At 66.8% G+C, this 24713-nt stretch carries 23 protein-coding genes and 1 tRNA gene; 7 read left to right on the top strand and 17 right to left on the bottom strand.

The genetic code is table 11. From position 1 onward, the window contains the following. Positions 1-121: 121 nt before the first annotated feature. From infC to MYA_RS06360, 7 genes are all read right to left on the bottom strand, one after another. On the bottom strand, positions 122-646 hold the full coding sequence (gene infC, locus MYA_RS06390) for a translation initiation factor IF-3 (RefSeq protein WP_072465527.1): 525 nt from the start codon (positions 644-646) through the stop codon (positions 122-124). A gap of 49 nt (positions 647-695) precedes the next feature. Then, positions 696-2603 (bottom strand): threonine--tRNA ligase, encoded by a 1908-nt coding sequence (gene thrS, locus MYA_RS06385; RefSeq protein ID WP_011884549.1) that lies wholly within the window; start codon positions 2601-2603, stop codon positions 696-698. Positions 2604-2874: 271 nt separating this feature from the next. Then, positions 2875-2951 (bottom strand) — tRNA-Val (locus MYA_RS06380). Between the two features lie 93 nt (positions 2952-3044). After that, positions 3045-5279, bottom strand: coding sequence for a RelA/SpoT family protein (locus tag MYA_RS06375; protein WP_011884547.1), 2235 nt, complete (start codon positions 5277-5279; stop codon positions 3045-3047). A 39-nt stretch (positions 5280-5318) separates the two neighbouring features. Further along, positions 5319-5672 carry a RidA family protein gene (locus tag MYA_RS06370; RefSeq protein WP_011884545.1) on the bottom strand — a complete coding sequence of 118 codons (354 nt, stop codon included), beginning with the start codon at positions 5670-5672 and terminating at the stop codon, positions 5319-5321. Positions 5673-5753: 81 nt separating this feature from the next. Next, the gene (locus MYA_RS06365) at positions 5754-6650 is read right to left on the bottom strand and encodes an alpha/beta fold hydrolase (RefSeq protein WP_014722906.1); all 897 of its coding nucleotides are present in this window, start codon (positions 6648-6650) and stop codon (positions 5754-5756) included. A gap of 124 nt (positions 6651-6774) precedes the next feature. Beyond that, entirely contained in the window at positions 6775-7680 is a 906-nt protein-coding gene (locus tag MYA_RS06360) for a LysR family transcriptional regulator (protein WP_011884541.1), read from the bottom strand. 137 nt (positions 7681-7817) lie between these two features. Here MYA_RS06360 and MYA_RS06355 point away from each other — a divergent pair, with 137 nt between their 5' ends. From MYA_RS06355 to MYA_RS06345, 3 genes are read left to right on the top strand one after another with little or no spacing between them, the layout of a single operon-like run. After that, positions 7818-8375, top strand: coding sequence for an ester cyclase (locus MYA_RS06355; RefSeq protein ID WP_014722905.1), 558 nt, complete (start codon positions 7818-7820; stop codon positions 8373-8375). 17 nt (positions 8376-8392) lie between these two features. Continuing rightward, positions 8393-9415: a polysaccharide deacetylase family protein gene (locus MYA_RS06350; RefSeq protein ID WP_014722904.1), complete on the top strand. Its 1023-nt coding sequence runs from the start codon at positions 8393-8395 to the stop codon at positions 9413-9415. Between the two features lie 37 nt (positions 9416-9452). Beyond that, on the top strand, positions 9453-10166 hold the full coding sequence (locus MYA_RS06345; RefSeq protein WP_014722903.1) for an SDR family oxidoreductase: 714 nt from the start codon (positions 9453-9455) through the stop codon (positions 10164-10166). Positions 10167-10260: 94 nt separating this feature from the next. Here the strand turns inward: MYA_RS06345 and MYA_RS06340 are convergent, their stop codons facing one another. Next, positions 10261-10902 carry a CoA transferase subunit B gene (locus MYA_RS06340; RefSeq protein ID WP_014722902.1) on the bottom strand — a complete coding sequence of 214 codons (642 nt, stop codon included), beginning with the start codon at positions 10900-10902 and terminating at the stop codon, positions 10261-10263. Between the two features lies 1 nt (position 10903). Beyond that, positions 10904-11608 carry a CoA transferase subunit A gene (locus MYA_RS06335; RefSeq protein WP_014722901.1) on the bottom strand — a complete coding sequence of 235 codons (705 nt, stop codon included), beginning with the start codon at positions 11606-11608 and terminating at the stop codon, positions 10904-10906. Positions 11609-11831: 223 nt separating this feature from the next. On the opposite strand from MYA_RS06335, the gene MYA_RS06330 reads away from it, so the two are divergent. Beyond that, positions 11832-12377, top strand: a complete 546-nt coding sequence (locus tag MYA_RS06330; RefSeq protein WP_011884534.1) for a PAS and helix-turn-helix domain-containing protein — start codon at positions 11832-11834, stop codon at positions 12375-12377. A 101-nt stretch (positions 12378-12478) separates the two neighbouring features. On the opposite strand, the gene MYA_RS06325 is transcribed toward MYA_RS06330, so the two are convergent. Next, positions 12479-12910: an acyl-CoA thioesterase gene (locus tag MYA_RS06325; protein ID WP_014722899.1), complete on the bottom strand. Its 432-nt coding sequence runs from the start codon at positions 12908-12910 to the stop codon at positions 12479-12481. A 32-nt stretch (positions 12911-12942) separates the two neighbouring features. Then, complete coding sequence (locus MYA_RS06320; RefSeq protein ID WP_011884532.1) at positions 12943-13719, bottom strand: SDR family oxidoreductase; 777 nt, start codon at positions 13717-13719, stop codon at positions 12943-12945. Positions 13720-13894: 175 nt separating this feature from the next. On the opposite strand from MYA_RS06320, the gene MYA_RS06315 reads away from it, so the two are divergent. Continuing rightward, positions 13895-15568: an electron transfer flavoprotein-ubiquinone oxidoreductase gene (locus MYA_RS06315; RefSeq protein ID WP_014722897.1), complete on the top strand. Its 1674-nt coding sequence runs from the start codon at positions 13895-13897 to the stop codon at positions 15566-15568. Between the two features lie 109 nt (positions 15569-15677). Here the strand turns inward: MYA_RS06315 and MYA_RS06310 are convergent, their stop codons facing one another. The 3 genes from MYA_RS06310 to rbsK form a co-directional block, all read right to left on the bottom strand. Then, complete coding sequence (locus MYA_RS06310) at positions 15678-16625, bottom strand: dihydrodipicolinate synthase family protein (RefSeq protein ID WP_014722896.1); 948 nt, start codon at positions 16623-16625, stop codon at positions 15678-15680. Between the two features lie 44 nt (positions 16626-16669). After that, a complete protein-coding gene (locus tag MYA_RS06305; protein WP_041493816.1) occupies positions 16670-17989 on the bottom strand; it encodes an MFS transporter in 1320 nt (439 codons plus the stop codon). Between the two features lie 62 nt (positions 17990-18051). Beyond that, positions 18052-18981, bottom strand: a complete 930-nt coding sequence (gene rbsK, locus MYA_RS06300) for a ribokinase (RefSeq protein ID WP_014722895.1) — start codon at positions 18979-18981, stop codon at positions 18052-18054. Between the two features lie 241 nt (positions 18982-19222). On the opposite strand from rbsK, the gene MYA_RS06295 reads away from it, so the two are divergent. Next, on the top strand, positions 19223-20293 hold the full coding sequence (locus MYA_RS06295) for a LacI family DNA-binding transcriptional regulator (protein ID WP_041493955.1): 1071 nt from the start codon (positions 19223-19225) through the stop codon (positions 20291-20293). Between the two features lie 69 nt (positions 20294-20362). Here the strand turns inward: MYA_RS06295 and aroC are convergent, their stop codons facing one another. The 3 genes from aroC to MYA_RS06280 form a co-directional block, all read right to left on the bottom strand. Next, positions 20363-21463, bottom strand: coding sequence for a chorismate synthase (gene aroC / locus MYA_RS06290; RefSeq protein ID WP_011884526.1), 1101 nt, complete (start codon positions 21461-21463; stop codon positions 20363-20365). Positions 21464-21710: 247 nt separating this feature from the next. Next, the gene (locus MYA_RS06285; RefSeq protein WP_041493815.1) at positions 21711-23645 is read right to left on the bottom strand and encodes an MFS transporter; all 1935 of its coding nucleotides are present in this window, start codon (positions 23643-23645) and stop codon (positions 21711-21713) included. 136 nt (positions 23646-23781) lie between these two features. Then, positions 23782-24237: a CBS domain-containing protein gene (locus MYA_RS06280; protein ID WP_011884523.1), complete on the bottom strand. Its 456-nt coding sequence runs from the start codon at positions 24235-24237 to the stop codon at positions 23782-23784. Positions 24238-24394: 157 nt separating this feature from the next. Between MYA_RS06280 and MYA_RS06275 the strand changes: the two genes are divergently transcribed. Beyond that, a complete protein-coding gene (locus MYA_RS06275) occupies positions 24395-24712 on the top strand; it encodes an Mpo1-like protein (RefSeq protein ID WP_011884521.1) in 318 nt (105 codons plus the stop codon). Position 24713: the final 1 nt, after the last annotated feature.

Here is a 24713-nt window from a genome sequence, read left to right as displayed (position 1 = left end):
AAACCCAGTCCACTTGTGTACGGCGACCGCTCGCGCAGCCGCCGTCATCGTTGGCGCGCCGCCCTGACCGGGCCACGCGCCGAACCACTTGCCGAACCTGCGCGACCAGCGCGCGGGCTCGTTACTTCTTTTTCTTCGGGGAGAGCACCATGATCATCTGGCGCCCTTCCATCTTCGGCATCTGCTCGACCTGACCGACTTCCTCGAGATCCGTGCGCAGACGCTCCAGCATCCGCATACCGATCTCCTGGTGAGCCATTTCACGGCCGCGGAAACGCAACGTGATCTTCGTCTTGTCGCCCTCTTCGAGGAAGCGCAGAAGGTTGCGAAGCTTGACGTTGTAGTCACCGTCATCGGTACCCGGGCGGAATTTGACTTCCTTCACCTGGATGACCTTCTGCTTCAGCTTCGCTTCGTGCTGCTTCTTGGACTCCTGATACTTGAACTTGCCGTAATCCATCAGGCGGCAGACCGGCGGAACCGCTTGCGGCGCGATTTCCACGAGGTCAACGTCCAACTCTTCCGATTTACGGAAAGCATCAGCGAGTTTCACGATACCGAGCGGTTCGTTCTCGATCCCGACCAGACGCACTTCCGGCGCAGTGATTTCACCGTTGATGCGATGCGACGACTTATCAGTAGCGATGTTACGTTTCCTCTAAAAATTAAAAAAACGAGCCGCGCTGCCAGGGCGGTTACTTGAACGAGCGCAGGTCTTCCTGCAGACGCTCAACGAAGGCTTCGACCGGCATAACGCCAAGATCGACGCCGCCACGGGCACGCACGGCTACCGTTTGCGCATCACGCTCCTTATCGCCCACGACGAGGAGATAAGGCACCTTTTCCAGCGTGTGCTCGCGTATTTTATAGCTAATCTTCTCGTTGCGCAAATCTGCCGCCACCCTAACCCCTTGTTTTTGCAACGTTTGGGCCAGAGATTGCGCATATTCGGCCTGACTTTCGGCGATATTGAGCACAATTGCCTGGAACGGCGCGAGCCAGACCGGCATCGCGCCGGCGTGGTGCTCGATCAGAATGCCCAGGAAACGCTCCATCGAACCGACGATCGCACGGTGCAGCATCACCGGCCGGCGGCGGCTGTTGTCTTCCGCGACGTACTCGGCGCCGAGGCGCTCCGGCAGCACCATATCGAGCTGCAGCGTGCCGCATTGCCAAGAACGGCCGAGCGCATCCTTGATGTGGTACTCGATCTTCGGGCCGTAGAACGCGCCCTCGCCCGGCAACTCTTGCCACGTCAGGCCGCACGCGGTCAGCGCATCGCGCAGCCCCTGCTCGGCGCGATCCCAGGTTTCATCGGTGCCCGCGCGCTGCTCGGGGCGCAGCGACAGCTTGATGTCGATGTGCTCGAAGCCAAAGTCCTTGTACACGCTCATCGCCAGCGTGTTGAACGCGATCGACTCCGCGATGAACTGATCTTCGGTACAGAAGATGTGCGCATCGTCCTGCACGAAGCCGCGCACGCGCATCAGCCCGTGCAGCGCGCCCGACGCCTCGTTGCGATGGCACGAACCGAATTCGGCATAACGCAGCGGCAGGTCGCGGTACGAGCGCAGCCCATGCTTGAACACCTGCACGTGACCCGGACAGTTCATCGGCTTGATCGCGTAGTCGCGCTTCTCCGACTCCGTCGTGAACATGTTCTCGCGGTAGTTCTGCCAGTGGCCCGACGCTTCCCACAGCGAGCGGTCCATGATCATCGGCGTCTTGATCTCGAGATAGCCGGCATCGTTCACTCGGCGACGCATGTACTGCTCGACCTGCTGCCACAGCGCCCAGCCCTTCGGATGCCAGAACACCATGCCCGGCGACTCTTCCTGCATGTGGAACAGATCCAGCTGCTTGCCGAGCTTGCGGTGGTCGCGCTTTTCCGCTTCCTCGAGCATGTGCAGGTACTGATCCTGGTCTTCCTTCTTCGTCCAGGCCGTGCCGTAGATGCGCTGCAGCTGCTCGTTCTTGGAATCGCCGCGCCAGTACGCGCCGGCGACCTTCATCAGCTTGAAGACCTTCAGCTTCCCGGTCGACGGCACGTGCGGGCCACGACAGAGATCGGTGAAGCCGCCATGCGAGTAGAGCTTGATTTCGTCGCTTTGCGGGATCGATTCGATGATCTCGGCCTTGTACTTCTCGCCGATGCTGCGGAAATAGCCGGCCGCCTCGTCGCGCGACACCACGCGGCGCGTCACCGGCTCATCCTTCTTCGCGAGCTCCTGCATGCGCTTTTCGATCTTTTCGAGATCTTCGGGCGTAAACGGACGGTTATACGCGAAGTCGTAATAGAAGCCGTTGTCGATGACCGGCCCGATCGTCACCTGCGCTTCCGGATACAGCTCCTTCACCGCGTACGCGAGCAAGTGGGCGGTCGAGTGACGGATGATGTCGAGACCGTCGGCATCCTTGTCGGTGACGATCGCGAGCGATGCATCGCGATCGATGACCGTGGACGTGTCGACGAGCTCGCCGTCGAGCTTGCCACCAAGCGCAGCCTTCGCAAGGCCGGGACCGATCGAGGCCGCAACCTCGGCAACTGTCACCGGATGCTCGTATTGTCGAACTGAGCCGTCAGGCAAGCGTATCGAAACCATGGCAATCTCCGTGATGCCGACAGTGGGCGGCAAACCAGGCACGCAACCTCAAAGTCACGCGCGGAATTTCGCGACAAAAAAAATGCGGCCCCGCTTTCGAGGGGCCGCATTCGATACTTCACTCAGACTGAAAGGGCGAAAACGTTCCTCGACTAGCGTCGCTCCGAAAAGGTTTCGGTCAACGTTCGCGGTGTCATAACCGTATTCGCCTTGTTCGCGTTGAGTTATTTACTGCATCGAACACCCGGAAAACCGGACATTCTCAATTCGTTGGTAGGCTCGATTGGACTCGAACCAACGACCCCCACCATGTCAAGGTGGTGCTCTAACCAGCTGAGCTACGAGCCTAGTGAAGCTAAGATTATATGGGGCGAGCGTTTCCTTGGCAAGCTATTTATGCGGTTGCAGCAAAATGACGGGGCGCGATCATGTGTGGCCGCGTCATGCCTTGCGTCCGGCCCGCACGACGCCCTGCACTTCGCCGAGCAGCGTGCATGCGCGCTGCACCTGCGCGGCATTCGACACCTCGACCGTGAACTGCATGAACGCCGTGTTGCGGCGGCTCTGCGTCTTCACGCCGACCACGTTCATCTTCTCGCGCGCAAAGACTTCCGAAATGTCACGCAGCAGCCCTTGCCGGTCGCTCGCCTCGATCATCAGATCGACCGGATAGACGGACGCGCCGCGCCCGCCCAGCACGTCCGCAGACCACGTCGTCTGCAGCACGCGCTCGGGCGCGCGCTCGGCCATCCGCACGAAGGTCGGGCAGTCGCTGCGGTGAATCGACATCCCCTTGCCGCGCGTCACGAAGCCGCTGATCGGGTCGGGCGGCGCCGGGCGGCAGCAGCGCGCCAGCTGGGTCAGCAGCGCATCGACGCCGACCACCAGCACGCCGGTCGATGCACCGTGCGCGACGCTCGCGCCGCTGCTGCGCTTCTCGAAGTCGGCGGGCGCCTCGGGCGCGTGCTCGGGCGGCGGCGCATCGGACAGCGCCTGCTCGATGTTGCGCAGGCTGAATTCTTCCTTGCCGACGACCGAAAACAGATCGTCGGGCGACTTGAAGCCGAGCTTCGCGGCGAGATTGTCGAGGTTGACCGACGTCTTGCCCTCGCGCTGCAGCGTCTTTTCGACGAGCGCGCGCCCGTGCGCGATGTTTTCTTCCTGCTCGATCGAGTTGAACCACGCGCGCACCTTCTGCCGTGCGCGCGAGCTCTTCAGGTAGCCGAGCTGCGGGTTCAGCCAGTCGCGCGACGGCCCGCCCTCCTTCACCGCGACGATCTCGACCGTCTGGCCGTTCGCGAGCGACGTGTTGAGCGGCACCATCGCGCCGTCGACACGCGCGCCGCGGCAGCGATGGCCCAGCTCGCTGTGCAGGTGATAGGCGAAGTCGACCGGCGTCGCGCCCTGCGGCAGCGCGATCACGCGCGCCTGCGGCGTCAGCACGTAGATGTGGTCGTCGTCGAGCGAGGTCTCGCGCAACTGCGCCCACGCCTGATCGCCGGACACTTCGCCGCCGTCCTCGACGTCGTCCTTCCACGCGAGCAACTGGCGCAGCCACGCGATCTTCTCGTCGTACTTGTCGCTCGCCGAGAACTGGCCGCCGTAGCCGCGCACGCCGGCTTCCTTGTAGCGCCAGTGCGCGGCGACGCCGTACTCGGCGAAGCGATGCATTTCCTGCGTGCGGATCTGCACTTCGAACGCGCGGCCGTCGTCGCCGATCACGACCGTATGCAGCGACTTGTAGCCGTTCGGCTTCGGCCGCGAGATGTAGTCGTCGAACTCCTTCGGCACCGGCTGCCACAGGTGATGGACGATGCCGAGCACCGTGTAGCAATCCTTGATGTCGGGCACGATCACGCGGAACGCGCGCACGTCGTACAGCTCGGAGAAATCGAGCTCCTTGCCGCGCATCTTGCGCCAGATGCTGTAGATGTGCTTCGGCCGGCCGCTCACGTCGGCCGGGATATGCGCCTGCGCGAGCTCGTGCTGCAGCCGCTCGATCGCCTGTGCGACGTACGCCTCGCGCTCGATGCGCTTCTCGTCGAGCAGCTTCGCGATGCGCTTGTAGGTGACCGGATCCTCGAAGCGGAACGCGAGATCCTCGAGCTCCCACTTCAGTTGCCAGATGCCGAGACGGTTCGCGAGCGGCGCGTAGATCTCGAGCGTCTCGCGCGCCACGTCGGGCGGCGGATCGGCCTTCGCGGCCGCGTAGTAGCGCAGCGACTGCAGCCGCGACGCCAGGCGAATCAGCACCACGCGGATGTCCTGCGCGAACGCGAGCAACATCTTGCGCAGCGCCTCGATCTGCGTGCGCCGCTGTTGCGCGGCGTCGCGCCCGGCGTCGGGCATCGCGTTCTGCGCCGCGCGCAGGCTGACGGTGCCGAGCCGCAGCAGCTTGCGCACATCGGCGACGAGCCGCGCGACCTCTTCGCCGAAGCGCTCGGTCAGCTCGCGTTCGGGGTCGCTCAGATGCGGCGTCAGCACGAACAGCGCGGCCGCCTGCATCGCGTGCGGATCGACGTTCAGCGTGCGCATGATCGACGCGGTGCCGGCCGAGTGATCGGCAAGCAGCTCGCCCGTCGACAGGCGCGCGGCGCCGGCCCGCTCGCGCACGAACGCGAGCACGTCGTCGAACGACGGCGCCGCGACGGAAGAAGCGGAAGCGGATTCGGTCATCGCACGGCCCGGGATATTGCGGTCATCGTGATGCTTCGCTCAGCTCCGCTGGGCGGCAACGACGACGATCTCGACGAGCACCGCCGGATCGGCGAGCTTCGCTTCGACGGTCGCGCGCGGCGGCGTATTGCCCGCCGCGACCCACGCGTCCCACTCGGCGTTCATGCCGTCGAAGTTCGCGAGATCGGAGATGTAGATCTGCACCGACAGCAGATGCGCCTTGTCGCTGTTCGCTTCGGCGAGCAGGCGGTCGATGTGGCCGAGCACTTCGCGCGTCTGGCCGCGGATGTCCTGCGTGGTGTCTTCGGCGATCTGGCCGGCCAGGTACACGGTACCGTTGTGGATCGCGGTTTCGGAGAGACGAGCGCCGACGTGGTGACGAATGACTGCCATGAAATGTTCCGGTCGTGTGAATGGGTGAACAAGTGGCGACGACGCGGCCCGCGCGCCGCCGAACCGCATATTATGACGCGTTTACGCGGCGCCTTCGACGAAAAACCGGCGGGCAAGCGCGATCTGCTCCGCGCTGACGAACGCCGGCGCATGGCCCGCGCCCGGAATCTCGACCTGCGTCACGTGCCGGCCGCGCCGCACCATCTCGGCTACCGTGTCGCGCGACAGCAGGTCCGACGTTTCGCCCCGCACGACGAGCAGCGACGCATCGGTCGCTTCGATCGCGTGCCACAACGCCGCTTCGCCGGCCGCGGCCAGCTCGGGCGTGGTCGCCTTGAACGGCTCGGCGATGCGCGGATCGTAGCGCATCGTCCAGCCGCCGTCCGGCAGCTCGCACAGCAGCGGCTCGTTGATCTCGCGCCATTCTTCGGCAGTCAGCGCGCCGAACGGCAGCGACAGCGACGTCAGGTAGTCGACGCCTTCCTGGCACGTCGCGAAGCGCGGCTGCACGCCGAGGTATTCGCCGATGCGCACGAGCGAGTCGGGCTCGATGCGCGGACCGACGTCGTTGACGATCATCCTGCGCAGCGGCGCACCGGGCAGCCCCGCGAGCGCGATGCCGATCAGCCCGCCCATCGACGTGCCGAACCAGTCGACCGACTCGACGTCGAGCCGCGCGATCAGCGTCACCATATCCGCCACGTACTGCGGGATCGTGTAGAACCGCGGGTCGGCCAGCCGGTCCGAGCGGCCGCGCCCGACCACGTCGGGGCACACGACGCGATAGGTATCGGACAGCGCGGCCGCGAGGCGATCGAAGTCGCGCCCGGAACGGGTCAGGCCGTGCACGCAGACCAGCACGCGCGCATTGGCGGGATCTCCCCATTCCGTATACGCGACGTGGTGCAGGCCGACCGCGCTCGCACACTGCACGCGACGCTGGCGGGGAACCGGTGGATTCGCTGAAATGATGGGCATCGTGAGCATCCTGTCGAGCGTGGGCGGCGCGTGCCGGCCGGTGCGAACGATTGTAAACCGCTTCGCCGCGGCGGCGCGTCGCGCAAGCCGCGACCCTCGCGCGCATCGCTCGCCTCGGCTCCGCTCACGCGCCGCGCTGCCACGCGTCGCGCAACTGCTCGCGCAGGAACTCGACGAAGGCGCGCACGCGCAACGGCACGTGCCGGCCGCCCGGATAGACCGCATGCAGCGGCGCGGCCGGCGCCGCGAACGCCGGCAGCACACGCACGAGCGTGCCGGCGTCGAGATCGGCGTCGACGTCCCAGATCGACTTCAGCGCGATGCCCGCGCCTTCGAGCGCGAACGACCGGGCCGCCCCGCCGTCGTTGGTGAGCAGCGCGGCCGTGACGTCGACGGCCACGCTGCCGTGGGCGCCGTCGAACCGCCATTCGGTGCGCGGCTGATCGCCGAGCACGATGCATCGGTGTGCCCGCAGGTCGGCCGGATGGGCCGGCAGCCCATGCGTCGCGACGTAGCTCGGCGCCGCGCACAGCACGCGGTGATTCGGCGCCAGCTCGCGCGCGATCATCGTCGAATCGGCCAGGCTGCCGATCCGGACGGCCACGTCGATGTCCTGCGCGAGCAGGTCGACGATCGTGTCGGTGAGCATCAGCTGCACGGTCAACGCCGGATGCTGCCGCTGGAACGCCGCGACCAGCGGCACGATCCGCACGCGGCCGAGCTCGCCGGGCGCCGTCACGCGCAGCATGCCGTTGACCGTGCCGCGCCGGTCGCTCATCAGCGTTTCCGCCCGCTCGATTTCGGCCAGGATGCGCAGCACCTGGGCGTGAAACTGCGCGCCGTCGTCGGTCAGCGTCTGCTGGCGCGTGGTCCGGTGCAACAGCCGCACACCGAGCCGCGACTCCAGATGCGCGAGCCGCTTGCTGACCACCGACAGCGACAGGTCCAGCTCGCGCGCCGCCGCCGACAGGCTGCCGGCCGACACGATGCGCGCGAAGGTCTCGAGCGCGGGGAGATCGTCGATCAGCATCGGCGCCCTCGTTTCGCCGTAACCTTTCCTTTTTTCGAATAATCCATTCGTGCCACGCCCGTATTTGCATGAAGAACGGAAACCTACCATACCTGTTCCGCGTCGTCGCACGACGCTGCACACAGGACCCAATCACCATGCCAATCCGTCTTTCTTCCGTCGCGCGGCCGCTCGCACGCGCGATCGCCGCGGCCGCGTGCGTCGCGGCGCTGGCGCCTGCCGCCGCCCATGCGGCGAGCCTCGTCGAGCCGCACGGCCTGATCGTCGCCGCCGATGTGCCGGCCGCGCAGGCACGCGCGCAGATCCTCGCCGCGCGCCGCTACGTCACGTTCTGGGATGCCGGCGACGCGGCCCTCGCGCAGGCCGCGCTCGCCGCCGATTTCAGCGACCGCACGTTGCCGGCCGGCCGCGAACAGGGCATCGCCGGGCCGCTCGCCGCGTCCAGAACGATGCGCACTGCGATCCCGGACCTGCATTGCGACATCGAACAGATGATCGTCGCCGGCGACCGGGTCGTCGTGCACCTGCACTTTCGCGGCCATTTCTCCGGCACCTTCAACGGAACGGCCGGGAGCGGACAGGCCATCGACTTCATCGCGACCGACATCTACCGGGTCGATCACGGCCGGATCGCGGAGAACTGGCATATCGAGGACAACCTGACGCTGATGCGTCAGCTCGGGCTGGTCGACTAACGGAGCAGGAGCACACGATGACGCACGAACCATCGAATCAGGCGCAACCTTCGCCGCGCCGCACCTTTCTCGCCCAGGCCGGCGCCGGGCTCGTGGCCGGCGTCGCGGCCGCCACGGGCGCGTCCAGCGCGGCCGCGGCCGCAACGCCACAGGGCCCGCGACCGGCCGCGGCCGATGCGCAGGCCGGCACCTTCTGGCCGGACGGCATCCGGCTCGTGATCTCGATCTCGATGCAGTTCGAGGCCGGCGGGCAACCGCCCAAGGGCGCGGACAGCCCGTTCCCGCCGGTCGAGTTCCCGCCGTCGGTGCCGGCCGACCTCGCGTCGGCGACGTGGTTCGCGTACGGCTACCGCGAAGGCATTCCCCGCCTGCTCGACCTGTGGGACCGGCACGGCGTGAAAGTCACGTCGCACATGATCGGTGAAGCCGCACGCCGCCATCCCGAGCTGGCGCGCGAGATCGTGTCGCGCGGCCACGAGGCGGCCGCGCACGGTCCGACCTGGCGCTCGCAGTTCGCGATGAGCCGCGACGAAGAGCGCCGCTTCCTCGTCGAGGCTCGCGACATGGTCGAAGCGGTCACGGGCCAGCGCCCGGTCGGCTACAACTGCAACTGGCTGCGGCGCGGCCCGCATACGCTGCCGCTGCTGCAGGAGCTCGGCTACCTGTATCACATCGACGACGTCAGCCGCGACGAGCCTTTCATCGAGACGGTCGGCGGCCGCGACTTCGCGGTCGTGCCGTACACGCTGCGCAACAACGACATCCTGCTGATCGAAGGCCGCAATTATTCGCCGACGAAGTTCGTCGAGCAGATCAAGCTCGATTTCGACCAGCTGTACGCGGAAGCCGGACAGCGACGGCGCCTGATGTCGATCAGCGCGCACGACCGGATCAGCGGCACGCCGCAGATGGTCCGCGCATGGGACACGTTCCTCGATTACGCGCGCTCGCATCCGGGCGTCGCGTTCATGCGCAAGGACGACATCGCGCGCTTCGCGCTGCGCAGCCCGGCAACGTTGCGCGAAACCGAAACGATCTGACCGGATCGCCCTCTCCCCTCACTTCGGAAGGACCAGCATGAACGATTCACTCAGCGGCAAGAAAGTCCTTGTCGTCGGCGGCAGTTCCGGCATCGGCGCCGCGGCCGCGCATGCATTCGCGCAACGCGGCGCGGTCGTGACGATCGCCTCGCGCCACCCCGAGCGGGCCGGCGCGGCGGCCGCGCCAGGCGCTGCGGTGCGCGGCGAAGCGCTCGACATCACCGATACGGCAGCCGTCGACGCGTTCTGCGCGCGCGCGGGGCGCTTCGACCATGTCGTGATTTCGGCCGCGCAAACGGCGACGGGCGCGGTGCGCACGTTGGCGCTCGCCGATGCGCAGGCCGCGATGGACAGCAAGTTCTGGGGCGCCTATCGCGTCGCGCGTTCGATCGACATCGCGCCCGGCGGCTCGCTGTCGTTCGTGTCGGGGTTCCTGAGCGTGCGGCCGAGCGCGTCGTCGGTGCTGCAAGGCGCGATCAACGCGGCGCTCGAGGCGCTGGCCCGCGGGCTGGCGCTCGAGCTGGCGCCGGTGCGCGTGAACACGGTGTCGCCGGGCCTGATCGCGACGCCGCTGTGGAACAAGCTCGCGCCCGACGCACGCGACGCCATGTACGCCGGCGCCGCGCAACGCCTGCCCGCACGCCGCGTGGGCCAGGCCGAGGACGTCGCGAACGCGATCGTCTACCTCGCGACGACGCCGTTTGCGACCGGCTCGACGGTGCTGGTCGACGGCGGCGGTGCGATCGCGTGATCGGCTGATCGCCCGATCGATGCCGCGATGGCAAGACGCCCCGCGTTCCGTGGCGGAACGCGGGGCGTCGATGGCCGACGGAGTCAGACCTTGCTTATGCGACCGCGCTCACGTCGAGCGGCGCGCCCGTCTTGGCCTGGATTTCGTCGACGCCGACACCGTCGGCGAGCTCGAGCACCTTCAGGCCGTCCGGCGTCACTTCGATCACGCCGAGATCGGTGATGATCAGGTCGACCACGCCGACACCCGTCAGCGGCAGGTTGCATTCCTCGAGGATCTTGTGCTGGTCGCCCTTCGCGACGTGCTCCATCAGCACGACGACGCGCTTCACGCCCGCGACGAGATCCATCGCGCCGCCCATCCCCTTGATCATCTTGCCGGGGATCATCCAGTTCGCGAGATCGCCGTTCTTGCTGACCTGCATCGCGCCGAGGATCGCGAGGTTGATGTGGCCGCCGCGAATCATCGCGAACGAATCGGCCGACGAGAAGATCGACGAGCCGGGCAGCGTCGTGACGGTCTGCTTGCCGGCGTTGATCAGATCGGCATCGACCTCTTCGTCGGTCGGCGACGGGCCGATGCCGAGCAGGCCGTTCTCCGACTGCAGCCACACTTCGACGCCGGCCGGCACGTGGTTCGCGACGAGCGTCGGCAGACCGATGCCGAGGTTCACGTAGAAGCCGTCCTGCAGTTCCTTCGCCGCGCGCGCGGCCATCTGGTCACGATTCCAGGCCATGTCAGTCTCCTTTCGCGCGTACGACGCGTTGTTCGATGCGTTTTTCGGGCGTCGCGTTCAGCACGATCCGCTGCACGAAGATGCCGGGCGTATGGACCTGGTCGGGATCGAGCGCGCCGTTCTCGACGATCTCCTCGACCTCGGCCACGGTGATCTTGCCGGCCATCGCGCACATCGGGTTGAAGTTGCGCGCGGTGCGGCGATAGATCAGGTTGCCCGACTTGTCGGCCTTCCATGCCTTCACGAGTGCGACGTCGGCGGTCAGCGACGGCTCGAGCACATAATGGCGATCGCCGAACTGGCGCGTTTCCTTGCCCTCGGCGATCACGGTGCCGTAGCCGGTGTTCGTGAAAAATGCCGGGATGCCGGCGCCGCCGGCGCGCAGCTTCTCGGCGAGCGTGCCCTGCGGCGTGAATTCGAGCTCGAGCTCGCCGGCCAGGTACTGGCGCTCGAACTCCTTGTTCTCGCCGACGTACGACGAGATCATCTTCTTGATCTGGCGCGTTTCGAGCAGCAGGCCGAGGCCGAAACCGTCGACGCCCGCGTTGTTGCTGATGCAGGTGATGTCCTTGACGCCGGAGTCGCGCAGCGCCGCGATCAGCGCCTCGGGGATCCCGCACAGGCCGAAGCCGCCGACCGCGAACGTCTGTCCGTCGCGGACGATCCCTTCCAGCGCGGCAGCCGCGCTGGGATAGACTTTGTTCATCTGTATGTCCCTTCCTCTATGGAAACCAGCAAAACCGGTTCACGCGCCGACTGGCCCGCAAGCCCGCCGCACTCATTCTATGCATGCACGGCGTGGCCTGCGCGAGGCGCGCTGTTTTTATGTCGCGACGAAGCGCCACGAGATGCCGGCAAGGGTACGATGCGGCGCGGATGCGGCACAATACGCAAAACTACATAAGCATTTGCCTCCGCTGCCCCGCGCCATGCCCGCACTCGATTACCAGACTGCCTTTCACCTCGCGCCGCTCGGCCTCGTGATGTCGCGCGACCGCGTGATCGAGGACTGCAACGACGCACTCGCGGCGATCTTCCGCTGCGCGCGGACCGATCTGATCGGCAAGTCCTACGAAGTACTGTATCCGTCGCCGGACGAATTTCAGCGCATCGGCGAGCGCATTTCGCGCGTGATGGTCGCGAACGGCACGTACGGCGACGACAGAATCATGAAGCGCGCGGACGGCGAGCTGTTCTGGTGCCACGTGACCGGCCGCGCGCTCGATCGCACCGCGCCGCTCGCCGTGGGCGTATGGACCTTCGAAGACCTGAGCGCGACGCGCCGCGTGGCGGTCGAGCTGACGCCGCGCGAGCGGGAGATCGCAGCCCAGCTCGCGACCGGCAAGACCAGCAAGCAGATCGGACGCGTGCTCGACATCAGTTCGCGCACCGTCGACATCTACCGTGCGCGGCTGATGCGCAAGTACGGCACCAGCAATACGCCGGAGCTGCTGCAACGCCTGCTCGGCCAGTAGCCGCTGCACGCAAACGCAATCGGCCGCGCGAGGCGGCCGATTCCGGCAGGCACGGGTATAGCTGCACACCCGCATCGGCGCCGCGGCGCCGGCTTCGACGTTCAGTCGACCTTGGCGGCGAGCGCGCGCTCGATCGTGTCGCGCAGCAGCTGCGGCAGCGGCACCGACTTGCCGAGCGCATAGTCGACCCACACGCAGCGCGCGTTGCCGCGCGCATACACATGCTGCGGATCGTCCGCACGCGAGAGCTCGAAGCCGGTGTCGAAGCTGCTGCGGCCCGGTTTGGCGGCCGACATCCGCGCGATCACGTCGCCCGGATAGTGCAGTTGCTTCAGGAATTCCATCGACGCCGTGACGACCACGGGCCCCTGTCCCTCGCCATTGCCGCCCGCGATGCCGAGTTGCTCGAACCACGAGATCCGCGCCTGTTCCATGTAACGGAAGTAGACCGTGTTGTTCACGTGGCCGAACGCGTCCATGTCGCCCCAGCGGATCGGCATCGACATTTCAAATACGCGGGAATATTCGCTCATTGCACTCTTCTTCGTTACTGGATGGCATCCGCTCACGCGAGGCCGAAGCCGTCGTCGGCGGAGATGATCGAACCGTTGATGAACTGCGACTCGTCGGCCGCCAGCAGCAGCAACAGCCCGTCGAGATCCTGCGGCTTGCCGACGCGCCGGCGCGGCAGCATCGACTGCAGCTTCTGGCCTTGTTCGGTTTCCCACAGGTAGTGATTGATTTCGGTGTCGATATAGCCCGGGCAGATCGCGTTCACGTTGATCCCGTGACGCCCCCATTCGAGCGCCATCGCCCGCGTCATCTGCACGACGGCCGCCTTGCTCATCGCGTACAGCCCGATCTGCGGAAACACGCGCAGCCCGGCCACCGATGCGATGTTGATGATCCGGTACGGCGGCTTGCCGTTGCCGTTCGCGCGCATCATCATGCGCTTCGCGACTTCCTGCGCGACGAAGAATGCACCGCGCGTGTTGGTGTCGAACACGAACTCGAAATCGGCCGGCGTCACGTCGACGAGCTTCTGCATCGTCGATACACCCGAATTGTTCACGAGGATGTCGATCGTGCCGGCTTCCGTCTCGGCGTGCGCAACGGCTGCCTTGATACTCTGCACGTCGGTCACGTCGAGCGACACGACATGCGCGGCGCCGCCCTCCGCCTCGATCTCGGCGCGCAGTTCCTTCAGGCGCTCGACCCGGCGGCTCGCCAGCACGACCTTCGCGCCGGCCTGCGACAGCACCTGCGCGAAGCGTTGCCCGAGGCCGCTCGATGCGCCGGTAACCAGCGCGACCTTGCCTTCCAGATTGATCGATCGACCCATTGCACATCCCCTTTCGATGTCGTTTGCCGCGGCGGATGCCCGCTCGAGCAGCATAACCCTAGCACAGAAAATAGAACGATCGTGCTAATCTAGCGCCGCGCTGTTGCGGCAAGCGTTTCGTTTCGCAGACAATACGCTCCCGAATAAAAGCATTCTAACGGTTAGAGGAACGCCAATGACCCCCGCAAGCCTCATCGAGCAATACGGCCCGCGCGAATCGATGGAATACGACGTCGTGATCGTCGGCGGCGGCCCCGCCGGGCTGTCGGCGGCGATCCGGCTCAAGCAGCTGGCCGCCGAGAAAGGCACCGAGATCGGCGTGTGCGTGCTCGAGAAGGGTTCCGAGATCGGCGCGCACATCCTGTCGGGCGCGGTGATGGACCCGCGCGCGATCACCGAGCTGTTCCCCGACTGGAAGGAACGCGGCGCACCGCTCACCGTCGAGGTGACCGAGGACCGCTTCCTGTTCCTGTCCGAGCAGAGCGCGGTCACGACGCCGAACTGGGCGTTGCCCGACAACTTCAAGAATCACGGCAACTACGTGATCTCGCTGGGCAACGTCACGCGCTGGCTCGGCGCGCAGGCCGAAGCGCTCGGCGTCGAGATCTTCCCCGGCTTTCCGGCCGCGGAGATCCTCTACAACGACGACGGCTCGGTGAAGGGCGTCGCCACCGGCAACATGGGCGTAGGCAAGGACGGCGAGCCGACCGAGAACTTCCAGCTCGGCATGGAACTGCACGCGAAGTACACGCTGTTCGCCGAAGGCTGCCGCGGTCACTTGGGCCGCCAGCTGATCTCGAAGTTCAAGCTCGACGCGAACGCGGATCCGCAAGCGTACGGGATCGGCATCAAGGAGCTGTGGGAGATCGATCCGGCGAAACACAAGCCGGGCCTCGTGATCCACACGGCCGGCTGGCCGCTGAAGTCGGATACCTACGGCGGTTCGTTCCTGTACCACATGGACAACAACCAGGTCGTGGTCGGCTTCGTGGTTGGGCTTGGCTACACGAACCCGTACCTGTCGCCGTTCGAGGAGTTCCAGCGCTACAAGACGCACCCGTCGATCCGTACGTTCCTCGAAGGCGGCAAGCGCGTGTCGTACGGCGCGCGCGCGATCACCGCGGGCGGGCTGCTGTCGCTGCCGAAGACGGTGTTCCCGGGCGGCGCGCTGATCGGCGACGATGCAGGCTTTTTGAACGCGTCGCGGATCAAGGGCAGCCACGCGGCGATCAAGACCGGCATGCTGGCCGCCGACGCGGCGTTCGACGCGGTGCAGGCCGGCCGCCAGTCGGACGAGCTGCACGCCTACCCGGACGCGTTCCGGCAGTCGTGGCTGTACACCGAGCTGTACCGCGCGCGCAACTTCAAGCAGTGGATGGCCAAAGGGCTGTACCTCGGCACGCTGATGGTCGGGCTCGAGCAGAAGGTGATGGGCGGCAACGTGCCGTGGACGCTGCACCACAAGCATGCGGACCACGAGATGCTGAAGCCCGCGTCGCAATGCACGCCGATCGAGTATCCGAAGCCGGACGGCAAACTGACGTTCGACCGGCTGTCGTCGGTGTTCATCTCGAACACGAACCACGAGGAGAACCAACCGGCGCACCTGACGCTGAAGGATGCGAGCGTGCCGGTGAACGTGAACCTGCGCACCTACGCAGGACCGGAGGGACGGTTCTGCCCGGCGGCCGTGTACGAGTTCGTGAAGAACGACGACGGCAGCGACCGCCTCGTGATCAACGCGCAGAACTGCGTGCACTGCAAGACCTGCGACATCAAGGACCCGACGCAGAACATCGTGTGGGTCACGCCGGAAGGCGGTGGCGGACCGAATTATCCGAACATGTAAGCTGCCGGAAGACGCCGCATCGCGCGGCGTTTTTTTTCGTCGGTACGACGTCCGCGGGTCGCGAGCGCGCGCGGGAGCAATGCCTCGCGCGCGCACTGCTGCCCGCCCGTCAGAGCGCTGCGATTCTCCGACGGAAATGCTCGGTACCCGCCACGATCTTGTCGAGCACCGCGTCGAGCGCCCAGAACCGCTCGCGTACGTCGTAATCGATTACGCGGCAACGAATCGACTCGAAGGTGCCGATCCGCTGGTGATAGATTTTCGCGAGCGCCGGATAACCCAGCGCTTCGGACACCGCCGACACCACCAGGAACGTCGCCAACTCGTCGGCGAGCGCCGGATCCGAATCGCCCTGCGTGCGCAGCCACTGATACAGATCGGGATGGAAGTTGGTGAACACGCCGTTGAAGCCGGCGGACCCCGCCTTCATCGCATCCCAGGCGATTGCGGCGTTCGCGTTCAGGACCTTCAGCGGCGACCCGGCGGCAAGCGCCACGCGCCGCTTCACCGTTTCCAGGTCGCAGCTCACGTCCTTGAGCATCACGAAGCGGCCGGTATCGATGCACGCACGCAGTTCGTCATCGGAGAGCAACCGTCGATAAGGCGCCGGACATTCGTACAGGCCGAGCGGCAGATCCGATGGCAGCCGGGCGAGCAGCGCGTGAAGATGGTCCAGAAACGCGGCGCTGCCCTTGCGCTGCGGATCGAGATGGTTCGTCACGAGCACGACGCCCTGCGCACCCGATTCGGCCGCCGCGCACAGCTCGGCGACCTGCGAATCGAGATCGTCGCTGATATGGCCGGACGCGACGACGGGCACGCGCCCGGCCACGCGATCGACGACGAAACGCGCGAGTTCCGCCCGTTCGGCCAGACTCAGGAATTGCATCTCGCTAGACTGCGCGACCGCGAACAGCGCATCCGAGCCGTGCGCCAGATACCACTCGATGAGTCGCTCGAGCCCGGCATAGTCGATCGCGCCGGCATCGTCGAACGGTGTCAGCATCACCGGCACGATCCCCTCGATGGCCGCAGTCGACTGCTGATGGTGTTGCATCTCTTTCTCCTTGCTTCAGTAAATACGCGGTGTGGCCGCGACGCTCAGGCCGGCAGCGGTCCGGGCGCGGCGCTGGCCGCCTGCTCGGGAATCGGCTTGCGCACCAGCAGCAGGTAGGCCATCGCACCGGCGAACGCGATCGCCGCGGCCGTCAGCAGCGCCGGCACGAACGACCACTTCTGCGCGATGACGCCCGTCAGGATCGGCGCGAGTGCACCGCCGATGAAACCGCCAAAATTCTGGATCGCGCCGAGCGATGCGACGCGGCTCGGCGGCGCGGCGGCCGTCGCGAGCGCCCACGAACACGCGGATGCCGCATTCGCGAGAAAGATCACGACCGAAATGCATGCGAGCGCAACGGTATTGCTCTGCACGAGCGCGGCCGGAATCGTGAACGCGACCATCCCGAGCATCGCGACGACCACCGCATTGCGCCGGCTCACGACCGGCGAGCGGCTGCGGCGCGTGACAAAATCGGACAGCCAGCCGGCGACGAGCGAACCGACGAAGCCGCACAGGAACGGCACCGACGCCGCAAACCCGGTGCGAATGAGGCTCATGTGACGCTCCATCGTCAGGTATCCCGGCAGCCACGTCAGGTATACCCAGTTCAGATACACGGAACCGAAGAATCCGATCAGCATGCCCCACGTCGTGCCGTGCGAGAACAGGCTGCGCCAGTCGGCGAAAGTCAGCTTCGGCGCGGCGGCGGCGGTCTGCGCATCGGCATCGAGATACCCGCGTTCCGCCACGCTCAACTGCGCGCGAGCCGGATCGCGGTACAGCGCGAACCAGACGACGGCAACGACGAGACCGAGCGCACCGGTCGCGACGAACGCCAGGCGCCAGTCGAACGACGCGACGAGCACCGACAGCAGCAACGGTGCGAGCGCGGTGCCAAGCGGCGACGCCGCATTGAAGATGCCGGTCGGCGTACCGCGCGCGCGCAGCGGAAACCAGTTGCTCACGACCCGCGCGGCCGACGGGAACTGCGGCGCCTCGCCGATGCCGAGCACGATGCGCGCGACGATGAACCAGCCGAAGGTCGACACCATGCCGCCCGCTGCCTGCGCGATCGACCAGACGATCAGCCCGATGCCGAGCAGCCGGCGCGGACCGATGCGATCGACCAGGCCGCCCACCGGAAACTGGCACAGCGCATAGCTCCACGAGAATGCCGACAGCAGCAGGCCCATCTGCGAAAGCGACAGTCCGAGATCCGCACGGATTGCCGAGCTCGCGACGGCCAGCGTGCCGCGGTCGAGATAATTGACGATCCCGCTCACCATCAGCAGCGCGAGCGCGATACGTTGTCCGCGTCGGATACCGGGCGGCGCGGCCGGAACAGCGTGGTTTTCGTTCATTGCAGTTGTCTCCATGTTTCTGATGGGTGCCGGCTCAGCCGGCTGTTCCGTCGTCGCGGAATCTATGCGGTCGTGTGCTGCACTTCCTCGCGGGTCGGAATCGACGTCTGCGCGCCGTGGCGCGTGACGCTGATCGCGGCAGCCCGCTGGCCGAACGCGATGGCATCGTCCATTGACGCACCGCCCGCCCGGGCGGCCGCGAACCCGCCGACGAACGTGTCGCCGGCCGCCGTCGTATCGACGGCCGTCACTGCCAGCGCCGGGTGGCGGCCGTTGCCCGCGCTGCCGCGCCAGCAGACGCCGCGCGCGCCGAGCGTGACCAGCACATTGCCGGCGCCCTTCGCGTGCAATGCGTCTGCGGCGCGCACTGCCGAGGCGTCGTCGCCGACCGCGATGCCGGTCAGCGACTCCGCTTCCGTTTCGTTGACGACGAGGTACTCGAGCCGCGCCAGCAACGCGTCGGACAGCGGCCGCGCGGGCGCAGGATTGAGCAGCACCGGCGTGCCGCAGGCGCGCGCACGGTCGATCGCGCGCACCACGGTTTCCATCGGCACCTCGAGCTGGCACACCATCAGCGCCGCGCCGGCGATCGCGTCGCGCGCCGCGTCGATCGTTGCGGCATCGAGGCGCGCGTTCGCACCGGGCACGACGACGATACTGTTCGCCCCGCTCGCATCGACCGTGATCGTCGCGACGCCGGTTGCTGCGCCGTCGATCCGGTGTACGTGCGTCACGTCGATGCGTTCTGCCGCAAGCGCGTCGTGCAGGCGCGCGCCGAACGCATCGTTGCCGACGCAGCCGATCATCGCGACCGAGGCGCCCAGGCGCGCGGCCGCCACCGCCTGATTCGCGCCCTTGCCGCCGGAGACGGTCCGAAACGCGGTGCCGAGCAGCGTTTCGCCCGGCACGGGCAGCCGCGGCGCGTGCGTGACGAGGTCGACGTTGAGGCTGCCGACGACCGCGATTCTGGGGAATTCAGCGTGGTCTTTCATTCAATGTAACCGCTTACATTTGCGGCGGATAAAATCGCCGAACAGGCCGGCGTCGACGAAAAATTTGCGGTGATGCGATTCGAAGATGTGTCTGACATAATGCGGGCTGGCATCAAGATAGCGCTTACATTCTCACAGGCAGCACGCGAGATGCAAGCACGACCACGACGAACCGAGGGTAAACGATGGCACTTTGGACCACCTGCACATGGCGCGCCGCGCCGGCGGCCGCGAGCCGCCGATGAGCACGCCCTCTTCCGGCGGCGGCGCGGCGCGCGCACGCCGCGGCAGCGGCCGCTCGGTGCTCGGGGACGTCGCGAAACTCGCCGGCGTGTCGACCGCGACCGTCTCGCGCGTGTACAACGATCCCGGCAAGGTGTCGGCCGACGTGCAGCAGCGCGTGCGCGACGCGGCGCGCACGCTGAACTGGATCCCCAACGCGGCCGGTCGCGCACTCGCGTCCACGCGCACCCACATTACGGGCGCGATCATCCCGACGCTCGACGACCAGGTGTTCGCGTCCCAGGTCGCCGGCATGCAGGCGGTCATGGCCGAGCACGGCATCACGCTGTTCCTGGGCTGCTCGAATTACGATCCGGCGCAGGCGCTCGCGCAGGTGCGTGCGATGCTGTCGCGCGGCGTCGAAGCGGTGTCGCTGGTCGGTGAAGCCTATCCGGCGGAAGTCTTCGAACTGCTCGACCTGCATCGGGTGCCCTATGTCGTCACCTACGCCTACCGCGACGACAGCCCGCATTGCTGCATCGGCTTCGACAACCGCGAGGCCTTCGCTCGGCTCACCACGCATCTGCTCGACCTCGGCCATCGCGATTTCGCGATCATCATGCAGCCGTCCGCGGACAACGACCGCGTGCAGGCGCGCCTGCGTGGCATTCACGAGACGCTGGCCGCTCGCGGCCTCGCGGTGCGGCCGGTCCACCAGCACGAGGGGCCGGCGACCATCGCGTTCGGGCGCGCGAGTCTGCGCGCCATTGCGGACAGCGGGCCGACGCGCCCGACTGCCGTGATCTGCGGCAACGATGCGCTGGCGCTGGGCGCGCTGCTGGAGGCGCAGGCGATGGGAATCGCGGTGCCGTCGGAACTGTCGATCACCGGTTTCGACGACGTTGCGCTCGCCCGCGAAATCCGGCCGGCCCTGACGACGATGTGGGTCGACACCGATGCGATCGGCCGCAAGGCCGCGCGTGCATTGCTCGACGCACTCGAGCATGGCGAAGTCGGGCCCGGTTGCGCGGTGCTGCCGGAGCTGCGGGTGCGTGAATCGGCCGCGCCGCCGCATTCCGAGGCCCCATGAAAACGGGGCGCCCCAGGCGCCCCGCTTCACCTCGCATCGAGCGCGCCGGCGGCTGCCGGCGCCCCCGTATCAGGTCGCGCTGCCGGCGATCTTCGGCGTCGACGTCTCGACGTCGCCGCACTGCGCGCGATGACGCAGCGCATGGTCGATCAGCACCAGCGCGAGCATCGACTCGGCGATCGGCGTCGCGCGAATGCCGACGCACGGATCGTGGCGGCCGAAGGTCTCGACGATCGCTTCTTCGCCGGCCTTCGTGATCGAGCGGCGCGGCGTGCGGATGCTCGACGTCGGCTTGATCGCGATCGACACGGTGACGTCCTGCCCGGTCGAAATCCCGCCGAGCACGCCGCCCGCATGGTTGCCGACGAAGCCGGCCGGCGTCAGCTCGTCGCCGTGCACCGACCCGCGCTCGGCGACGCTGGCGAAGCCCGCGCCGATCTCGACGCCCTTCACCGCGTTGATGCTCATCATCGCCTTCGCGATGTCGGCGTCGAGCCGGTCGAACACCGGCTCGCCCCAGCCGACCGGCACGCCCGACGCGACCACGTCGATGCGCGCGCCGATCGAGTCGCCGTCCTTGCGCAGTGCGTCCATGTACGCCTCGAGCTCCGGCACGATCGCCGCATTCGGCGCGAAGAACGGGTTCTCGCGCACGTGCGACCAGTCGACGAACGGCACGTCGATTTCGCCGAGCGCGCTCATGCAGCCGCGCACCTCGACGCCGAAGCGCTCGCGCAGCCACTTCTTCGCGACCGCGCCCGCGCCGACGATCGGCGCGGTGAGACGGGCGGACGAGCGGCCGCCGCCGCGGTAGTCGCGGATGCCGTACTTCTGCCAGTAGGTGTAGTCGGCATGACCGGGGCGGAACGTCTCGACGATGTTGCCGTAGTCCTTGCTGCGCTGATCGGTGTTGCGGATCAGCAGCGCGATCGGCGTGCCGGTCGTCACGCCTTCGAACACGCCCGACAGGATCTCGACTTCGTCGGCCTCCTGGCGCTGCGTCACGTGCCGCGACGTGCCGGGCTTGCGGCGGTCGAGCTCGGCCTGGATGTCGGCTTCGGTGAGGCTCATTCCCGGCGGGCAGCCGTCGATCACGCAGCCGATCGCGGGACCGTGCGATTCGCCGAAGGTCGTGACAGTGAAAAGCGTGCCGAGGGTATTGCCGGACATGATGGAACCGCCCAAAGAGAAATGACGCAAACCGATGCGCTGCCGCAACCGCTGGCGCGCCGATCGTTTGCCGGTCGAGAAAATGAGGTAAACCGCTATTATGCCAGCCGTCCCGCGCGCGCGGGACGCCGGGCGGTTCGGCGCGCATGCGCCGGCCGCGGATACGGCGCGGCATACGCGGGCGCGTGCGGCCGACCGGTAGCGCGCCCGCCGTCACGGCCGCGCGCTCACCGACGGCGCGCCGCCCCTACTTCCGCGCGCCGCGCAGCTCGGTCACCGCGGCCTGCAGCGCCTGCGGCGTGGCGACCGACGCCGCCATCGGCTCGCCGACCGCGAGCGTGAGCCGGCTCATCACGCCGCGCTTGATCGGCCGCGGCATCCGCGCATCGGTATGGCGCGAGAAGTAGCTGCCCCACAGCCCGCGCAGCGCCATCGGAATCACCGGCACCGGCCTGCGCGTGAGGATCTCGGTGATCCCGTGGTGGAACGTGTTGATGTCGCCCGTCTTGGTCAGCTTGCCTTCCGGAAAGACGCACACGAGCTCGCCGTCCTTCAGCGCGGCCTCGCACGCGTCGTACGCGCGCCCGAGCATGTCCGGATCCTCGTGGCGCGGCGCGATCGGAATCGCCTTCGCGTGCCGGAACACCCAGCTCGCGAACCGCGTCTTGAAGATCCGGTGATCCATCACGAAGCGGATCGGCCGCGGGCTCGCCGCGGCCAGCACGAGCGCGTCGACGTAGCTGACGTGATTACACACCAGCACGGCCGCGCCGTCGTCGGGAATCCGCTCCGCATGCACGAGGCGGATCCGGTAGAACGTATGCACCAGCACCCACGCGACGAAGCGCAGCAGGAACTCGGGCACGAGCAGGTAGATATACGTCGCGACCGCCACGTTGAGCAGCGCGGTCACGAGAAACAGCCCGGGGATGTCGACGCCCGCCTTGGTCAGCCCCATCGCCATCAACGCCGACAAAATCATGAACAGCGCATTGAGGATGTTGTTCGCGGCGATGATGCGCGCGCGATGGGTCGGCGCGCTGCGGCTCTGGATCAGCGCATAGAGGGGCACGCTGTAAAAGCCGCCGAACATCGCGAGCAGGAACAGGTCGGCCAGGATGCGCCAGTGGCGCGCGCCGGCCAGGAATTCCCCGACCGACAGCAGATGGCCGGGCGACGGCATGGCATGGCTCGCGAAGTACAGCTCGATCGCGAACACGCTGATGCCGATCGAGCCGAGCGGCACGAGCCCGATCTCGACGCGGCGCTGCGACAGCCGCTCGCACAGCAGCGAACCGAGGCCGATCCCGACCGAGAACGTCGCGAGCAGCACGGTGACGACGTCGGGGCTCGCGGACAGCACGTCCTTCGCGAAATTGAAGAACGACGTGAGGAAGGTCGCGCCGACGAACCACAGCCACGAGATGCCGAGCAGGCTCAGGAATACGGTGCGGTTCTGTCGCGCGAGCGCGAGGTTGCGCCAGGTTTCGCTGAACGGGTTCCAGTTGATCACGAGATCGGGCTGCGGCGCGGGCGTCGGCGGCACGCGCTGCGCGACGAGGCGCCCTGCCAGCGCGATCGCGACGACGCTCACCGCGAGCACGCGCTCGCCGCTGCCTTCGATGCCGGCGGCCGCGCCGCCGATGATCGTGCCGATCAGGATCGCGACGAACGTGCCCATTTCGACGAGGCCGTTGCCGCCGACGAGCTCGTGCTCGCCGAGATGCTGCGGCAGGTACGAATACTTGACCGGGCCGAACAGCGTCGAGTGCATCCCCATCATGAACGTGCACAGATACAGCAGCGCCGCACTGTGCGTGACGAAGCCGGCCGCGCCGACGAGCATCAGCACAATCTCGAAGGTCTTCACGAAACGCGTGAGCGTCGCCTTGTCGTACTTGTCGGCGATCTGGCCGGAGGTGGCCGAGAACAGCACGAACGGCAGGATGAAGATCGCGGAAATGAGGAACGCGGCCGTCTTCGCGTCGACGCCGGAAAAGCGTGCGGTGTGATACGTGACGAGCGACGTGAAGCCGATCTTGAACACGTTGTCGTTCAACGCGCCGAGGAACTGCGTCGTGAAGAACGGCGCGAAACGGCGCTCGCGCAACAGGTCGAACTGCGATGCGTGGGCGCGCCGTTCGCCGCGCGTCGCTGAAGAGACTTGCGTGTGATCGCTCATGCGGAATACGCGCGCATCGTCTGGGCGAAGCTGCGCGGGCCTCGTGTTGTCGTTGAAAAAACGGCGGCGCAGGCTGAACCTGCGCCGCCGCGCGCCGAATGGCAGCGCCCGCGTGCGATGCACCGGGCGCGACGTGTCACGGCTTCTGTGCTTCGGCTTCCGATTCCGGCCAGTCGCGGATGTAGGCCTTCAGCATCCGGTTCTCGAAACTCTGCGCCTCGACGACCGTCTTCGCGACGTCGTAGAACGAGATGACGCCCATCAGCACCTTCTTGTCGAGAACCGGCATGTAGCGCGCGTGGCGCTCGAGCATCATCCGGCGCACTTCGTTCACGTCGGTCTCCGGCGTGCAGGTGAGCGGCTCGTCCATCACCTTGCGCACCTGTACGTCGCCGATCGCGCCGCCGTTCACGTGCAGGCGCTGGATGATCTCGCGGAACGTGAGCATCCCGACCAGATCGCCGTACTCCATCACGACGAGCGAGCCGATGTCGTGCTCGGCCATCGTATCGACCGCTTCGCGCAGCGGCTTATCGGGCGTCACGGTAAACAACGTGTTGCCCTTCACTTTCAGAATATCGCTGACGCGCATCGTGGTTCCCTCGAGCTTGAATGCAAATCCGCTTTCGATCCTATCGGAAAGCCTGTCAAAAGGAAAGCGCAGGGGTAAGGCGCAGGGCCGCGCGGCTTGCGGCCGCCGGCGGCCCGCCGCACAATGGCGCCATGAACGGCGACCCGGGGAGACGGCCATGGCGCATACGCATTCGGAACAATTCGCCAGCTTCGCTGATTTCTATCCGTATTACCTGAACGAACACCAGAACGCGACGTCGCGGCGGCTGCACTTCATCGGCTCGCTCGGCGTGATCGGCTGTGTCGCGATGGCGGTCGCGACCGGTCGCTGGCCGTGGCTGCCGGCGGCCGTCGTGTGCGGTTACGGCTTCGCATGGATCGGGCACTTCTTCTTCGAGAAGAACCGCCCTGCCACGTTCCGGCATCCGGTCTACAGCCTGATGGGCGACTGGGTGATGTTCAAGGACATCTGCGTCGGCAAGATCCCGCTGTAAC

Origin of the sequence: Burkholderia sp. KJ006, from assembly GCF_000262695.1 — a bacterium.
In the GTDB taxonomy this organism is placed as follows: Bacteria; Pseudomonadota; Gammaproteobacteria; order Burkholderiales; family Burkholderiaceae; genus Burkholderia; species Burkholderia vietnamiensis.
This window is presented reverse-complemented; position numbering and strand designations above follow the sequence as displayed.

Bases quoted from the DNA above. Each gene is read 5' to 3' on its own strand.
- MYA_RS06370 (WP_011884545.1), bottom strand. From the start codon at position 5,672: ATGGCAGTCATTCGTCACCACGTCGGCGCTCGTCTCTCCGAAACCGCG.
- MYA_RS06310 (WP_014722896.1), bottom strand. From the start codon at position 16,625: ATGCAACACCATCAGCAGTCGACTGCGGCCATCGAGGGGATCGTGCCG.
- MYA_RS06335 (WP_014722901.1), bottom strand. From the start codon at position 11,608: ATGAACAAAGTCTATCCCAGCGCGGCTGCCGCGCTGGAAGGGATCGTC.
- MYA_RS06345 (WP_014722903.1), top strand. From the start codon at position 9,453: ATGAACGATTCACTCAGCGGCAAGAAAGTCCTTGTCGTCGGCGGCAGT.
- MYA_RS06295 (WP_041493955.1), top strand. From the start codon at position 19,223: ATGAGCACGCCCTCTTCCGGCGGCGGCGCGGCGCGCGCACGCCGCGGC.
- MYA_RS06285 (WP_041493815.1), bottom strand. From the start codon at position 23,645: ATGAGCGATCACACGCAAGTCTCTTCAGCGACGCGCGGCGAACGGCGC.
- thrS (WP_011884549.1), bottom strand. From the start codon at position 2,603: ATGGTTTCGATACGCTTGCCTGACGGCTCAGTTCGACAATACGAGCAT.
- MYA_RS06320 (WP_011884532.1), bottom strand. From the start codon at position 13,719: ATGGGTCGATCGATCAATCTGGAAGGCAAGGTCGCGCTGGTTACCGGC.
- MYA_RS06365 (WP_014722906.1), bottom strand. From the start codon at position 6,650: ATGCCCATCATTTCAGCGAATCCACCGGTTCCCCGCCAGCGTCGCGTG.
- MYA_RS06325 (WP_014722899.1), bottom strand. From the start codon at position 12,910: ATGAGCGAATATTCCCGCGTATTTGAAATGTCGATGCCGATCCGCTGG.
- MYA_RS06375 (WP_011884547.1), bottom strand. From the start codon at position 5,279: ATGACCGAATCCGCTTCCGCTTCTTCCGTCGCGGCGCCGTCGTTCGAC.
- MYA_RS06350 (WP_014722904.1), top strand. From the start codon at position 8,393: ATGACGCACGAACCATCGAATCAGGCGCAACCTTCGCCGCGCCGCACC.
- MYA_RS06360 (WP_011884541.1), bottom strand. From the start codon at position 7,680: ATGCTGATCGACGATCTCCCCGCGCTCGAGACCTTCGCGCGCATCGTG.
- MYA_RS06355 (WP_014722905.1), top strand. From the start codon at position 7,818: ATGCCAATCCGTCTTTCTTCCGTCGCGCGGCCGCTCGCACGCGCGATC.
- aroC (WP_011884526.1), bottom strand. From the start codon at position 21,463: ATGTCCGGCAATACCCTCGGCACGCTTTTCACTGTCACGACCTTCGGC.
- MYA_RS06315 (WP_014722897.1), top strand. From the start codon at position 13,895: ATGACCCCCGCAAGCCTCATCGAGCAATACGGCCCGCGCGAATCGATG.
- rbsK (WP_014722895.1), bottom strand. From the start codon at position 18,981: ATGAAAGACCACGCTGAATTCCCCAGAATCGCGGTCGTCGGCAGCCTC.
- MYA_RS06275 (WP_011884521.1), top strand. From the start codon at position 24,395: ATGGCGCATACGCATTCGGAACAATTCGCCAGCTTCGCTGATTTCTAT.
- MYA_RS06305 (WP_041493816.1), bottom strand. From the start codon at position 17,989: ATGAACGAAAACCACGCTGTTCCGGCCGCGCCGCCCGGTATCCGACGC.
- MYA_RS06340 (WP_014722902.1), bottom strand. From the start codon at position 10,902: ATGGCCTGGAATCGTGACCAGATGGCCGCGCGCGCGGCGAAGGAACTG.
- MYA_RS06330 (WP_011884534.1), top strand. From the start codon at position 11,832: ATGCCCGCACTCGATTACCAGACTGCCTTTCACCTCGCGCCGCTCGGC.
- MYA_RS06280 (WP_011884523.1), bottom strand. From the start codon at position 24,237: ATGCGCGTCAGCGATATTCTGAAAGTGAAGGGCAACACGTTGTTTACC.